The organism is Halostagnicola kamekurae, assembly GCF_900116205.1.
GTDB classification, from domain to species: domain Archaea; phylum Halobacteriota; class Halobacteria; order Halobacteriales; family Natrialbaceae; genus Halostagnicola; species Halostagnicola kamekurae.
This window is the reverse complement of record NZ_FOZS01000002.1, coordinates 289,517-303,446: the sequence shown is the minus strand read 5'-3', so window position 1 is coordinate 303,446 and position 13,930 is coordinate 289,517. Positions and strand designations below refer to the sequence as shown.

Annotated in this window: 16 protein-coding genes; 9 read left to right on the top strand and 7 right to left on the bottom strand. The window is 61.2% G+C overall.

Going from position 1 to position 13,930, the window contains the following annotated elements:
* Window positions 1–8 precede the first annotated feature (8 nt).
* Entirely contained in the window at window positions 9–281 is a 273-nt protein-coding gene (locus tag BM348_RS09380; RefSeq protein ID WP_175507147.1) for a hypothetical protein, read from the top strand.
* A 214-nt stretch (window positions 282–495) separates the two neighbouring features.
* On the opposite strand, the gene BM348_RS09375 is transcribed toward BM348_RS09380, so the two are convergent.
* The gene (locus BM348_RS09375; RefSeq protein ID WP_092904285.1) at window positions 496–1,443 is read right to left on the bottom strand and encodes a formyltetrahydrofolate deformylase; all 948 of its coding nucleotides are present in this window, start codon (window positions 1,441–1,443) and stop codon (window positions 496–498) included.
* 238 nt (window positions 1,444–1,681) lie between these two features.
* Between BM348_RS09375 and purS the strand changes: the two genes are divergently transcribed.
* From purS to BM348_RS09360, 3 genes are all read left to right on the top strand, one after another.
* Window positions 1,682–1,936 (top strand): phosphoribosylformylglycinamidine synthase subunit PurS, encoded by a 255-nt coding sequence (gene purS, locus BM348_RS09370; protein WP_092904283.1) that lies wholly within the window; start codon window positions 1,682–1,684, stop codon window positions 1,934–1,936.
* Window positions 1,937–1,943: 7 nt separating this feature from the next.
* A complete protein-coding gene (gene purQ, locus BM348_RS09365) occupies window positions 1,944–2,624 on the top strand; it encodes a phosphoribosylformylglycinamidine synthase I (protein ID WP_092904281.1) in 681 nt (226 codons plus the stop codon).
* Window positions 2,625–2,878: 254 nt separating this feature from the next.
* A complete protein-coding gene (locus BM348_RS09360) occupies window positions 2,879–5,083 on the top strand; it encodes a catalase (protein WP_394328103.1) in 2,205 nt (734 codons plus the stop codon).
* Window positions 5,084–5,102: 19 nt separating this feature from the next.
* Here the strand turns inward: BM348_RS09360 and BM348_RS09355 are convergent, their stop codons facing one another.
* Both BM348_RS09355 and BM348_RS09350 read right to left on the bottom strand, forming a co-directional pair.
* Window positions 5,103–6,182 carry an archaeosine biosynthesis radical SAM protein RaSEA gene (locus BM348_RS09355; RefSeq protein ID WP_092904277.1) on the bottom strand — a complete coding sequence of 360 codons (1,080 nt, stop codon included), beginning with the start codon at window positions 6,180–6,182 and terminating at the stop codon, window positions 5,103–5,105.
* A 122-nt stretch (window positions 6,183–6,304) separates the two neighbouring features.
* Window positions 6,305–6,499, bottom strand: a complete 195-nt coding sequence (locus tag BM348_RS09350; protein WP_092905504.1) for an HVO_0649 family zinc finger protein — start codon at window positions 6,497–6,499, stop codon at window positions 6,305–6,307.
* A 154-nt stretch (window positions 6,500–6,653) separates the two neighbouring features.
* Between BM348_RS09350 and BM348_RS09345 the strand changes: the two genes are divergently transcribed.
* Window positions 6,654–8,534 (top strand): bacterio-opsin activator domain-containing protein, encoded by a 1,881-nt coding sequence (locus tag BM348_RS09345; protein WP_092904275.1) that lies wholly within the window; start codon window positions 6,654–6,656, stop codon window positions 8,532–8,534.
* Window positions 8,535–8,647: 113 nt separating this feature from the next.
* On the top strand, window positions 8,648–8,836 hold the full coding sequence (locus BM348_RS09340; protein ID WP_050050185.1) for a DUF1328 family protein: 189 nt from the start codon (window positions 8,648–8,650) through the stop codon (window positions 8,834–8,836).
* A 151-nt stretch (window positions 8,837–8,987) separates the two neighbouring features.
* On the opposite strand, the gene BM348_RS21275 is transcribed toward BM348_RS09340, so the two are convergent.
* Together BM348_RS21275 and BM348_RS09335 are read right to left on the bottom strand one after the other, a co-directional pair.
* Complete coding sequence (locus BM348_RS21275; protein ID WP_175507146.1) at window positions 8,988–9,143, bottom strand: hypothetical protein; 156 nt, start codon at window positions 9,141–9,143, stop codon at window positions 8,988–8,990.
* Window positions 9,143–9,946: an Lrp/AsnC family transcriptional regulator gene (locus BM348_RS09335; protein ID WP_281244699.1), complete on the bottom strand. Its 804-nt coding sequence runs from the start codon at window positions 9,944–9,946 to the stop codon at window positions 9,143–9,145. The genes BM348_RS21275 and BM348_RS09335 overlap by 1 nt, the downstream gene beginning before the upstream one ends.
* A gap of 398 nt (window positions 9,947–10,344) precedes the next feature.
* On the opposite strand from BM348_RS09335, the gene BM348_RS09330 reads away from it, so the two are divergent.
* The 3 genes from BM348_RS09330 to BM348_RS09320 all read left to right on the top strand — a co-directional run bounded on the left by BM348_RS09330 (window position 10,345) and on the right by BM348_RS09320 (window position 12,308).
* On the top strand, window positions 10,345–10,524 hold the full coding sequence (locus BM348_RS09330) for a hypothetical protein (RefSeq protein ID WP_092904271.1): 180 nt from the start codon (window positions 10,345–10,347) through the stop codon (window positions 10,522–10,524).
* 240 nt (window positions 10,525–10,764) lie between these two features.
* Complete coding sequence (locus tag BM348_RS09325) at window positions 10,765–11,436, top strand: IS6 family transposase (RefSeq protein WP_092904269.1); 672 nt, start codon at window positions 10,765–10,767, stop codon at window positions 11,434–11,436.
* Between the two features lie 194 nt (window positions 11,437–11,630).
* Entirely contained in the window at window positions 11,631–12,308 is a 678-nt protein-coding gene (locus tag BM348_RS09320) for an IS6 family transposase (RefSeq protein WP_092904267.1), read from the top strand.
* A 472-nt stretch (window positions 12,309–12,780) separates the two neighbouring features.
* Here BM348_RS09320 and BM348_RS09310 read toward each other — a convergent pair whose 3' ends face one another.
* Window positions 12,781–13,389, bottom strand: a complete 609-nt coding sequence (locus BM348_RS09310) for a Cdc6/Cdc18 family protein (protein ID WP_394328102.1) — start codon at window positions 13,387–13,389, stop codon at window positions 12,781–12,783.
* Between the two features lie 69 nt (window positions 13,390–13,458).
* Entirely contained in the window at window positions 13,459–13,809 is a 351-nt protein-coding gene (locus tag BM348_RS09305) for a hypothetical protein (protein WP_092904261.1), read from the bottom strand.
* Between the last annotated feature and the right edge of the window lie 121 nt (window positions 13,810–13,930).

The window sequence follows — 13,930 nt, the reverse complement described above, 5'->3', positions numbered from 1 at the left end:
GGGTGGGTATGTGGGCGTCACCGCTTGCGTACAGCAGCTGGTCGTTCTGGCAACTTCGAGGAATGACGGTCGAACGATCACGTCCGCGATCGCGAAACCCACTGGTACGCGGATACCAGTTGCTTGCACTCGTGTCCGCGGACCTAGACGAATTGACACCGTACGAAAAACGACTGCAACTGACCGTCCAGTCGTTTCTCCTCGGAGCGATCGTACTGGTCGGTCCCACGTACCTCGTCGTGAGCGGTCACGGGCGGGGGGTAACAACCCCCAACGGGTAGGAATCGAAGCAAGTTACTCGAACGGTCTGAAGAAGTGACCCTCGTCTATCGACTGCTCTCTCGCCGCTTCACTTTCACCGGTTCTTCAGAAAATTGAGTCGACGCGAAAAACAGCGGACTCCGTCGGTCAAACCAACTGACCTCGTTCATGTTTCCGCGGCTCCCCATCGATAGAAGGATCCAGAAGGGACAAAATAACCAGTTCTGCGAACCGTTACTCGTCGGCGACGACGCTTCCGATCCCGTCGATCGGACGATCCGGCACGAAGTCGTCGACCTCCTCGGGCAGGCCGAGCTGGTAGTCGTCGCCGTTCTCCCTGACCGTCGTCCGACCGCGGTGGACCGAGACGTCCCCGTTGAGGTGCAGGCGCACGGCCTCGAGAAGGGCGTCTGCCTCGAGTGGCTGGCCGCGGCGTTTCATCTCGTCCAGGTCGGCGTCGTCGGGCACGTCGAAGGCGCGCTGGGTGATGACCGGCCCCTGATCGAGGTCGGTCGTGACGTAGTGGGACGTGACGCCGGCGACGCGGACGCCCTCCTCGACGGCCTGTCGGTAGGCCTCCGCGCCGGGGAACGCTGGGAGCAGGGAGGGGTGGACGTTGATGATGCGATCCTCGTACCGGAAGACGACGTTCGGGCTGAGGATCCGCATGTATCGCGCGAGAACGATCAGGTCGGCGTCGTACTCTTCGAGCAACTCGAGGAGTCGTTCCTCGTCCTGCTGGCCGGACTCGGTGCCGATGTCGTGAAACGGCACGTCGTAGTGGTCGGCAAGCGGCTCGAGGTCGTCGTGATTCCCGATGACGACGCCGATGTCGGCCCCCAGTTCGTCGTTGGCCCACGCCTCGAACAGCGCCTCGAGGCAGTGGCTCTCCTTCGTGACGAGGACGGCGATCTGCTGGTTGTCCCGATCGGCGGGGAATCGGACTTGCACGTCCAGCCCGAGGTCTTCACCCAGTTGATCCAGGTCATCTCGAAGCGTGTCTTTCGTACAGACCATCTCGCTCGTATCGACGGCGAGGTACATCCGGAAGACGCCGTCTCTGACGGCCTGATCGAGGTCTTCGATATTGATCCCGCGCTCGAAGAGGAGGCTCGTCACTCGGGCGATCAGCCCGGTATCGTCGTCCCCAACGACCGTGATCTCAGTTACGTCGGTCGTCATCGCTGCCACCTCCGCTCGAGCGAATCTCGAAACATCAGTACCGTCTCATGCGACGTATCGTGAAAAGCCCTGTCTTTCGGGGTGAAAGGATTGTCGGCCGATCACACGTGACGGACAGCGAGCGGTTGGGACGGGTCGGCGGAGGGGGCAAGCGTATCGAGCGTCGATCATATCCACGAACGTGTATCACAGACAGAACCCGAAAGGGTTTTTGAGCACGGTTACGGGGATTCAGGTAATGACTGCCTACACCGCGACGGTGACGGTTCGTCTCAAACACGGCGTCCTCGATCCCGAAGCCGAGACCACCAAGCGTTCGCTCGAGCGTCTGGGCTTCGACCTCGAGGCGCTGCGTTCGACCGACCGCTACGAGATCGACCTCGAGGCCGAGAGCGCGGGCGACGCCGCCGCCGAGGTCGAGGAGATGGCCGAGCGACTGCTCGCGAACCCGACGATCCACGACTACGACGTCGACGTGGCACAACGAGAGTGAGATCGACATGACCGTTTCAATCATCCGGTTCGGCGGCTCGAACTGCGACCGGGACGCCGCGCGCGCACTCGCCCACCTCGATATCGACGCCGAGATCGTCTGGCACGAGGACGGCCTCCCGGCCGAGACCTCGGGGATCGTCCTCCCCGGCGGCTTCTCCTACGGCGACTACCTCCGCGCCGGCGCGATGGCGGCCCGGTCACCGATCATGGACGAGATCCGAGAGGCCGCCGCCGACGGCGTGCCCGTGCTGGGCGTCTGCAACGGCGCGCAGGTCGGCTGCGAGTCAGGGCTCACCGAGGGCGCGTTCACGACCAACGAGAGCGCCCGCTTCCAGTGTGAACACGTCTACCTCCGCGTCGAGCGCGACGATACGCCCTGGACCGCGGCCTACGACGAGGGGGACGTCCTCGAGATCCCGATCGCCCATGGCGAGGGCCGCTACGAGGTCGACGACGACCGTCTCGAGGAACTCGAGAGCGAAGGCCGCGTTCTCTTTCGGTACTGCGACGAAGACGGCGAACTGACCGAGGATGCTAACCCCAACGGCTCGAAACACAGTGTCGCGGGCGTGCTCGGCGAGCGAGACTCGGTCGCGGTGTTGATGCCCCACCCCGAGCGCGTCACGCTCCCCGACGTCGGCGGTACCGACGGCCAGGGCGTGCTTCGGGGACTCGAGAGCGCCTGATTCGGCTTCGAGACGACAGCGCTTTTTTCGGCGACCGAACGGTGACTGACCGCCGGCAGCGAAGCCGATTCGCCGACCGCTCGTCTGTGGCTTGCAAGGGAGTGCCGAGCGCTTTTACCGCTGGTTATGGCCCGTTAGACAGCGCGATCATGTCAGAACACGATTCGAGCGACGATATCGAGGCGGAGCCATCGAACGCGAACGAGACCGAATCGAGCCGAGAAGAATCGGCCGACGGGTCGAGCCCAGCGGAGATGACCGACGGCGGTTCCGACGACGAGACGGAGTCCGGACAGACCGGAACGAGCGATGACGCCGGCGGCGAAGTCGACGGAGAGAGCAAACAGGACCAGCTCGAGGAGGTCCGGGAGAACCCGGAGGGCGAGCAGCTGACCTCCGACCATGGCGTCAAGATCACGGACACCGACAACTCGCTGAAGGCGAGCGAGCGCGGGCCGACGATCATGGAGGACTTTCACTTCCGGGAGAAGATGACCCAGTTCGACCACGAGTCGATCCCCGAACGGGTCGTCCACGCCCGCGGCACGGGCGCACACGGCTACTACCAGCCCTACGAAGATCCGGATCTCGGGGAGTACGACGACATCTCGGAGCTAACGAAGGCGTCGTTCCTGCAAGATTCCGACCGGAAGACGCCCGTGTTCACCCGATTCTCGACGGTCGTCGGCTCTCGAGGCTCCGCGGACACGGTACGGGACGTTCGTGGCTTCGCGACCAAGTTCTACACGGAGGAGGGTAACTGGGATCTCGTGGGCAACAACATGCCGGTCTTCTTCATTCAGGACGCGATGGAGTTCCCCGACCTGGTCCACGCGATCAAGTCCGAACCCGACGACGCGATCCCGCAGGCGGCCTCCGCTCACGACACCTTCTGGGACTTCGCCTCGCTGAAGCCCGAAATCACGCACATGCTCATGTGGCTGCTCTCCGGGCGGGCGCTCCCCCGATCTTTCCGGATGATGCAAGGCTTCGGCGTTCACACGTTCCGGTTCGTCAACGAGGACGGCGAGTCTGTCTTCGTCAAGTTCCACTGGGAACCGAAACTCGGCACAAATCAGCTCGTCTGGGACGAAACCCAGAAGATCGCGGGCAAGAATCCTGACTTCAATCGCGAGGGGCTCTACGAGGTCATCGACGAAGGCTACGAACCCGAGTGGGAACTCGGCGTCCAGATCGTCGAGGAGGACGAGGCGGATCAGTTCGACTTCGACCTGCTCGATCCGACGAAAATCATCCCCGAGACGGAGGTTCCGGTCAGACCGATCGGGAAGATGGTCCTGAACGAGCGACCGGACAACTTCTTCGCCGAGGTCGAACAGGTCGCGTTCCACCCCGGTAACGTCGTCCCGGGAATCGACTTCACCAACGACCCGCTTCTGCAGGGCCGACTCTTTTCGTATCAGGACACCCAGCTCAACCGCTTCAACAGCGCCAACTGGGACGAGATCCCGATCAACCGGCCGGTCACAGAACGGCACAACAACCAGCGGGCCGGGTTCATGCGCCAGGAGATCAATACGGGCAAAGCGTCGTACAAACCCAACTCGATCGGCGACGACTATCCCGAGGAGGTGCCCGAAGAGGAGGGGGGCTACGAGCACTTCGCCGAAAAGATCGACGGGCGAAAGATCCGCAACCGATCCGAGAGCTTCGAGGAGCACTTCTCGCAGGCGCGGCTGTTCTGGAACAGCATGACCGAAACGGAAAAACAGAACATCGTCGAAGCTGCCCACTTCGAACTCGGGAAGGTCGATCGCATGGAAATCCGCGAGCGGACGGTCTACGACCTCTTCAACAACGTCGACCACGAGTTCGCCACGCGGGTCGCCGAAGGGATCGGCGTCGAACCACCCGAAGAACCCGGGGACGAAATTCCGGACCACGACGACGAGGATCCGTCGCTGAGCATGCTAAACCGGACGCGAGATACCATCGAGACGCGGAAGGTAGCCGTGCTCGTTGACGACGGGTACGACGCCGACCACCTCGAGACTATCCAATCGACGCTCGAGGACGAGGGCGCACGTGTCGAGATCGTCTCGAAACTCCTCGGCGACGTCGAGGCGGCAAACGGTGAGACGGTCGACGCCGACGAGAGCCACGGAACGACCGAGTCCGTGCTGTTCGACGCGGTCTACGTCCCCGGCGGCGAAGGGAGCGTCGATGCGCTCGTCGAGCAAGGAACTGCCAAACACTTCGTCGCGGAGATGTTCAAGCACAAGAAACCGATCGCCGCTGCCGGCGAGGGCACCGAACTGCTCGAGGCCGTCGAATTGCCGGGAATCAACGTGGCGAACGACAGAGAAGGCGTCGTCACGGATCGGGGAGTCGTGATGGCCCCCAATGGGGCGGATCTCGAAGGGGCCAGCGAGGCGTTCGTCGACGCGATCGCAGCGCACCGCCACTGGGATCGAGATCCGAAAGAAGTGGGCGCCTAGGCGTACTGCCGTCGAGCCGTTACCGCGTCAGCGGCTGGTTGTAGCCCCGCTCGAGGTCCATCACGGCCTCCCAGGTCGCTTCGCACTCGCAGCTGACCTGCTCGAAGACCGAGGGGTCCTGCCGGAGGTCGAAGTCCTTGATCGCCTTCTGGACCAGATCGTCGCACTCTTTGCAGTTGTGCGCGCCGCGGTCGGAGCCGTGCCCGACGGGGTCCGAGACGACGATGGCGTCGACGTCGGCGGTTTCCTCGAGGACGTGGGCGACCGACCAGAGCCACGGCGGTCGGTAGCCGTCCCTGAAGTGGAGTTCGTCGACCATGGTGTAGCGCTGGACGTTACACGGGTTCATCGAGACGGTGTGACAGCCCGGAACGTCCGCACAGCGTTCGATCGAGGAGATCATGTCCTCGACGGCTTCGGATTCCGCGAGGAACGGCGGTTTCATCAGCAGGTAGGCCTTGATCCCCGCGTTCTCGACGTCGGCCGCGGTGGCGCAGGCGTCCTCGAAGTCCGCGAAGTCGAAGTACTTGTTCACGCAGTCGTGACGAACCCGATCCGTGGCGGTCTCGAGGCCGATCGCGATATCGGTCTGGAGTCCTTCCTCGGTGAAGTCGGTGAGTTTCTCGCGGTCGACGAAATCCGGCAGCGACTCGAGGACGATGCGCTCGCGGTCGCCGAAGGTCTCGGCGATGGCGCGGCGGCTTTCCGCGCCGACCTCGCGCTCGTCGAGGAACGACCCGGAGGTGTAGATCTTGATGAGGTCGGCGGGTTCGTCGGAATTCTCGGCTTCGTGCTCGAGGCAGACGTCGATCTGGTCCATCAGCGCGTCGTGGGGGACCGAACCGCCGTCGACGCTCTCGGCGACATAGCCACACATCGTACAGCCGCCGGCGCGGGCCCAGCGACAGCCGCCGGTGTTCAGGATGATCGTCAGGCTCGTCTTGACGCCGTCGGGCGTGTTGTCCTCATCGAGCCAGACGCGGGTCGGTTGGTGCGGGTCGTAACTCGCTTCCTTCTCGGCGCGTATCCCCCGCATCACCTGATTGTGGGCGTCCATGCCCTTGCCCTGCTCGTAGACCTCGGGCGTGGGAGTACTCATTGTCGGGTCAAGCGGTCGGACGCCTAAAGCGCCTTCGTTGCCGCTCGCGTCGCCGCCGCTCGAGCGGTTCGGGAACGTTTGGATCCGAGGCGGTAGATTCGCCGTCTGGTGAAATCGACCCGCTACAGTCGAAGTTCCCGCGTTTCGATCGCGTTACAGGACGGGCAAACGTGCCGGTAGGAGACCCGATCACCGCTCGTGCGCACGCGCCACCCGCCGTCCGAATCGACGTACCCACACTGGCGACAGCGCAGTTCGGTGTCGTCTAGCTTCTCTCGAAGCCGATCGAACGGGAAGCGACTTCGTTGTGCGGACATACGATATTGTACAACATCGATCGTGATAAATCCGTGGGTGCGACTACCATAGTCCCGAACGATCGCGATGGTCGTATCCGACGGCTCGAGTTCGAGCGGGTACTTCACGAGCTACGAAGGAATAGTTCATAATGCTGCCTACGTACGTAGGGTTATGGGAACGATCGACACGGAACTGAGCGACGGGGACGCCGATTCGGCATCGAACGCGCCGGCGGCGCTCGAGCACGTCGTCGATCCGGTAGTGTTGATAACTGACGGGGCGATCACCTACGCGAACGCGGCCGCTCGCGAGGCGTTCGCGCTCACGGACGCCGACGGTGGGAAAGACACGTTCGAGGCGAATTGGGATCGGCTCGGCGACGCGATCGGCGAGACGACGGTCGGAACGGTTCGAACGGTCGAACTCGAGCACGGACGCTACGACGCGCGCGTTCACCGCGGGGTCGACGGTACGACGATCGTGTTCACAGAAAGAAACGGAACGAACGATCCGGCGGGGGACAGGGCCGTCAAAGCCCGCGCGGTCAACGAGGCCCCGGTCGGCGTGACGATCTCCGATCCGTCGCGCGCGGACAACCCGCTCGTCTACGTCAACGACACCTACCAGGAACTCACCGGCTACGCGTTCGAGGACATCGTCGGTCAGAACTGTCGCTTTCTACAGGGACCGGACTCGAGCCCGGAGGCCGTCGCCGAGATGCGGGCCGCGATCGACGAGGAGCGACCGGTCACCGTCGAACTCAGGAACTACCGCGAGGACGGCACGGAGTTCTGGAACGAAGTCACCATCGCACCGGTCTACGACGACCGGGGCGAGCTCGCCAACTACGTCGGGTTCCAGAACGACGTCACCGCCCGCAAGGAGGCCGAACTCGAGGCCGAGCGCCGAACCGAGGAGCTCGAGTACACGCTCGCGCGCGTCGAGGGGCTGATCCAGGACGTCACCGACGCCGTCGTCGGCTCGAAAACGCGCAGCGAGCTGGAGGCCGCCGTCTGCGACCGGATCGTCGAGGAATCGGACTACGAGAGCGCGTGGATCGGCGAACGAAATCCCGCGACTCGAGAGATCGACGTTCGGACCGCCGCGGGCGACGCGTTCGACGAGCTCAGCCCTGACGACGACCACCCCGCGGCGGAGACACTCGAGACGACGGCCGTCGCGACCGGGACGGTCGACGAGTCGGCGGTGGCCGCATTCCCGCTGTTTTACAACGACATCGAATACGGCGTGTTGACCGTCCTATCCGACGCAGATCGGGCGTTCGACGAACGAGAAACGGTCATCCTTTCGGCGCTCGCTCGCGCGGCGGCGAGCGGTATCAACGCCCGCGAAACCAGCCGAATGCTCGCGACCGACGCCGTTGTCGCCGTCGACGTCGAGATCGCGGACGACGCGGCCGCTCCGATCGCCGTCGCGCAGGCCGCGAACTGTCGGCTCGAGTATCGACGGTCCGTCCATCGAACGGGCGCGGAAACCGCCTCGTTGTTTACGGCGACGGATGCGTCGGCAGACGACTCGACGGAGTTCGCGGCGACTCTCGCCGATTCGGCGGCCCCGGTCGACGGCGTCGACCTCGAGGTGCTGGTCGAACGCGACGGCGACTGCCTGGTGGAACTGACCACAGAGACGAACGTCGTCGCGTGGCTCTCCGATCGCGGGGTTCGAACGCAGGCGATCACGGCCGAGGACGGGCGGGCGCGACTCACGCTCGAGATTCCGCGATCGGCCGACGTCCGATCGATTATCGAGGCAATCGAGGCGCGTTACGACGGGACGGACATTCGCTCGTTCCACCACCGAGAGCCCGACACCGAAACGCGGGCGGAGTTCGTCGGTCGACTCGAGGAGGAACTCACCGAACGCCAGTTCGCCGCGCTCCAGCGGGCGTACCTGGGCGGGTACTTCGAGTGGCCCCGGCCCGCGACTGGGGAGGAACTCGCCGAATCCATGGGCGTCTCCCGTCCGACGTTTCACGAGCACCTCCGGAACGCCGAGGCCAAACTCTGTCGGGCGTTCTTCGGCGACGATTAGGGAGTCCGACGACCGGTGAAGCGCGGCTTACTCGGTCGTAGTTGCGAGTTAGCGAGCGGAACGGTTCGGGACGGTCGTCACAGTTTATGTTCGCTGCAGCCAGAGCACCGGCTATGTTCGACGTAGCGACCCCCCTGCAGATCGGCGGCGGCGGATTCCTGTACTGGGCGATCCTCTTTTTCGTCCTCGCGATCGTCGCGGCCGCCGTCGGCGCGCGCGGCGTCGCCGGGATCTCGATGGAGATCGCCCGCATCTTCGTGTTGCTCTTCGTCGTCCTCGCGATCGTCGCCCTGCTTCTGTGAAGAGACGGTTGTCAGGGCTTGACTACGTCGCCCAGGTATCCGCTCGTAAGCCGCACCCGTCGGAAACAAACAGTCCGCGTTCCCGGAAGCAAACAGTACGCACTCGCGCGTCCGAAGACGGCAGAGTACCCGGACTCGCTCGAAACGACGCTCACGAATCCGAATCGAACTCGTAGGTCGCGATTTCGCTCGAGTCGCAGTTCGGGCAGCTGTCCTCGGCGTCCTCGAGAGTCGTTCCGCAGTTGCGACACTCGTAGTGCGGGCCGTCGTCGGTCAGCAATCCGGTGAGAACGTCTTTGAGACTCATTACGGATCGATCGGTTCCGAGTCCGAGACGGGCTCGGCTGCGGGCGGTCGGAAACTGTGCAGTGTCCGGTCGTCGATACCGTCGCGCGACAGGACGGTGACGACGTCGTCCGCGCGGATCGTCGTCTCGCCGCGAGGGGTCAAGACGGTGCCGTCGCGTTCGATCGCGACGATGAGGAGGTCGTCGGGGAGGACGCCGCGACTGCCCGCTTCCTCGAGCGTGTAGCCGCGGATTTCGGAGTCCGAACTGACGGTGACTTCGACGACGTTCGCATCGCCGGTCAGGCTGATCACGTCCGTCGGCGTCGGGTCGGTCGCCGTCTCGTCGGGCCCGTAGGGCGTGTACGGGCGAGAGATCTCGTCTTGAACGAGGTCCTCGTCCTCGATCTCCGCGCCGAGTTCCGACAGCGCGCGACCGATCCGCTCGAGCGACTGCGTATCGGCTCCGACGGCGACGACGTGGAGGTTCCGTCTGCCGGTCATCAGCTTCCGAACGTTGATCACGCCGGGAATCGCGCTCACCTGCTGTGCGATCGCTTCGCGGTTTTCGACGGAGACGTTACACTGAAAGAGCGTCGTCAACCCTCCCTCCGCCCGCTCGAAATCGACCGACGTGTGATAGTCCCGGATGATCCCGTGGTCCTCGAGCTGGTCGATGCGATTGCGGATCGTGGCCGGCGAAACGCTCACCTCTTCGGCGATCATGGGAGCGGAGGTGTTTCGCGCGTCGGCCATCAGCGCGTAGATGATCCGGCGATCGATCTCGTCGAGGCGGTATCCGGAGTCGGGGCGGTGACTAGCGATGGGTACTCATCCTCCGTATGCGGTAGTCTGCTATTGAGGATCGAATAATAAATACTCCACGGATTATTCAAACAGTACTCACGAGCGAGATTGCTATCGAACCGAAAAACGTGATTCTCGGATTATACATCTGGAGCGACGGTCCCGACGTCGAACGGGAGACGGGGACACCGCGTCGCGTTCGATCGAGGACATACGACCGCGAGACGGCTCCGAAACCCAGACGCAGCGCTCGAGACGCCGATAGAACTGATCGTTCGAACGATGTCGCTCGCAACGGGCTCGGTGAGCCGACCGCTCGACGAGCGGCGCTACGTGGTATCGGCCCCCATATGAATTGTCGGAGGCTGACCACCGACAACATCTTATTGACGAGCGGATTATCACCTCCAACACGTATGTGCGAGCGTTCCGCAGATTGCTCGAAGGACGACGCGTGTCAACTCGTGATACGGAACAACGACACGGGAATCGAAACCGTCGAGTACTACTGCAAGGCACACCTCGTCGGTCGAATCTGCGAGGTCGAAGCCGAGGACGGACTCGCCGTCGTCGACGCGACGAAGCTGTGGAGTTGAGTGGGCCGAACGCCTTCCCTGGCCACCGCTTTCCGTCTCGCTACCCTCTTCTATTCTGATCGAATGGTGCTGATCCCGATGAGACCGAGTTTTGTTTCGGTGAGATCGCCATAGCTTGCTGCGCGCGTGGCTTTGTAAAGGAACGTATCGATGTTCGCTACGTGATCAATTTCGTCAAGGGGCACTGTCTAGTTGAGCCAGTTTGAGGAACGAGCAGGTCGTTGAGTGAATTGGACTAGAATGCTCGCAGACCTGCTCAGCGAGTGCTATGACCCGGATTTAGAAGAATCTTGGGAGCGGACGGCGACGCCCATCAGGGCGTTCTCCGTCCGCCTCCATCAGACCGGTTGTTCGCCCCGCGAGACAACTACAACCTTGGCGGAATTAGGCGTTGAACGCTCGCATGGAGCGGTTTGGAATTGGGTGCATCGGCTGGCTGATAGCGAGTGCCACCCGCCTGAGGCGCAGCCGAAGCGGGTCGCGGTTGACGAGACTGCTGTCAAGATCAACGGCGGGTGGTCTTGGTTGTACGCTGCAATAGACACCGAGACGAAGCTGATTCTCGATGTCGCGTTGTTTGGTCGACATGGCACCGATCCGGCAGCTGCGTTTCTGCATCGACTCGACAAGAAATACGATCTCTCCGACACCGTATTTCTCGTGGATCAGTTCGGCTACCGGACTGCCCTTGCTCGATTGGGATTGAGCGGTCAGGTCAACTACACCGAGCGAAACCTCATCGAAAAGTGGTTTCACACCCTCAAAATGCGGATCGATCGCTTCCACAACTCGTGGGTGGGCAGTCGGACGAGTACACACGAATGGCTTGAACAATTCATACACTACTACAACCGCCAGAGACCGCACCAAGCTCTGGATGGAAAGACGCCGATTGAGGAGGTGCAAAACTAGACTGTGCCCGCAAACCAATTGATTCCGGATTCAGAGGACTATTTAGCTTCAACGGGTCACCCAGAGAGTAAGGTCTATTCCGTTTTCTTCGACCAACTAGACAAGATCGGCGGAACTGCTCTCGTTGTCCTTGACGGGCACTGTCTAGTTGAGCCAGTTTGAGAAACGAGCAGGTCGTTGATGAATTGGCTAAGATGCTCGCAGACCTGCTCAGCGAGAGCTATGCGGCGGATTTAGAAGAACCTTGGGAGAACGAGCGGACGGCGACGCCCGTCAGGGCGTTCGCCGTCCGCCTCCATCAGACCGGTTGTTCGCTTCGGGAGACAACAACGATTCTAGCAGAATTAGGCGTTAAACGTTCTCACGGAGCGGTTTGGAATTGGGTGCATCGGCTGGCTGATAGCAGGTACGACCCGCCGACTGCGACGCCGTCAAGGGTCGCGGTTGACGAGACTGCTATCAAGATCAACGGTGAGCGGTCTTGGTTATACGCTGCAATAGACATCGAGACAAAGTTGATTCTTGACGTCGCGTTGTTTGGTCGGCATGGCACTGATCCAGCGGCTGCGTTTCTGCATCGGCTCCGTGAGAAACACGATCTCTCGGATGCTGAGTTTCTTGTCGATCAATTCGGCTATCGGACTGCCCTCTCTCGATTAGGATTGAGCGGTCGGGTCGAATACACCGACCGAAACCTGATTGAAAAGTGGTTTCACACCCTCAAAATGCGGATCGACCGCTTCCATAACTCGTGGGTGGGCAGTCGGTCAAGCGTCCGCGAGTGGCTTGAACAGTTTGTGCACTACTATAACCGTCAAAGACCGCACCAAGCTCTCGGTGGAAAGACGCCGATTGAGGAGGTGCAGAACTAGACAGTGCCGTCTGAAACACATGCATACTACAGATGCGAATGTATCAGCGTCTGTCGAGTGGAGTCTTGTACTGGAGAAAAAGATATACCGATAGGAACGGATGGTATGGATATTGCTAAAACAGGTCTCTATTATGCATCCTTAGCCGTCTGTGGTGCTATTCTTGGAGGGATGGGCCTCTCGAGTCTCGTATCTGGGGGTCTAGCTCTCGTCCCAGCGCTTTTCTTACTTAGCGGACTCAGAATGATTGCGGGAGTGGTCTACGAAGTATTCATCTCGTCTTCCTCCGCCGATATTCCTCCAGATGATAGATTAGTGTGGTTTACAGTAGCTATGGCCGTAGTCGGCGGTATAGGTGGGATTTGGTCGCTGGTTGGATAGTACCAAGCGATAACTGCTTACCCTGTACTTACCGATTCCGCTCAAACTTTGTTAGCCGCAGATGATTTCAACAGAGTCTGAAGAATCAATTCTATTCTTCAATCAAGTTCTGAACGCTCTTGTCAATTCCAATTGTATCGACAGTATCGCCGAGTGCTGTGAGTACTTCGGTGGTAGGATGTTTCAGCGAGTGAGTCTTGTACTGACCTCCCGATGAATCGTGTTTTACTTCGGATTCGATGATGTTTAACTCATCAAGTCGTCCATAGTAGTCCCGTGCTCGACGTTCCGAAACAGGATCGTGCCCGACCATCTGTGCAAAATCACTATAGATTTCGTAGAGAATTGATGACGTCACTTCCTCACCTTCTCGCTCCTCGAGAACTGCGAGGGCATACACGACTATTTTGATGTTTTCTGGCAGATCAGCTAATATCGACATCGACCGTTCGATCTCGTATTCGTCCATTGCTTCATCAACGAGATCTTCCGTAACATAGTCCTCGCTTCGCTCACGAGCGTAGTCGCCAGCAATCCGAATCAAGTCGAGGACCATTCGGGCATCGCCACTGTTCTTTGATCCAAGAGCGGCCGCATAGGTGATTGCTGCGTTGGTGACTACATCCTCATAGAAGGCAGTATCAACACGCTGTCGGAGGACTTCTTCGAGCTGACTAGCATCGTAGGGAGGAAATTCGATGACACGCTCACGAAGGGATGAACGAATATCTGATGATAGGTTTTCACCGAAGGCAGTATCGTAACCCCATCAGTTCTTTATCGTCGTCGCTTCCGACGGATACGAAACGGACTCGAGACTCGAGCGCTCGAGGGCGTCCTCGATGATCGCCGCGCCGCGATCGGTCGCCTCCGCCGCCGACGCCGCCTCGACGTCGACGACCGCGCGGAACGAAACTGCAATCGTGTACGGGTCGAACGGCGCGGCCGGGTGCTCGTAGACCGCCGTCTCGAGGGTCCCGTTAGCCCGGACAGCGGTCGTTTCGGTCAGCGACTCGAGCGTCGCCGCGAGCTGGGACGCCGCCTCGCTACGGGCGGTCGTGTCGGTACCTTCGTGGAGGGTGACGAGCGTCCGGACCTCGCGGGAAACGGTGTAGGTCATACGGGGTCTATGGTGGCTACTGCATTGAACGCTTGGACGGCGAACCCGTCCGGAAGCGGGAGGTACACGCGTATTTCCGCCGGTTTCAGTATTTACTCGATATCAGGTAAATTTATTGTGG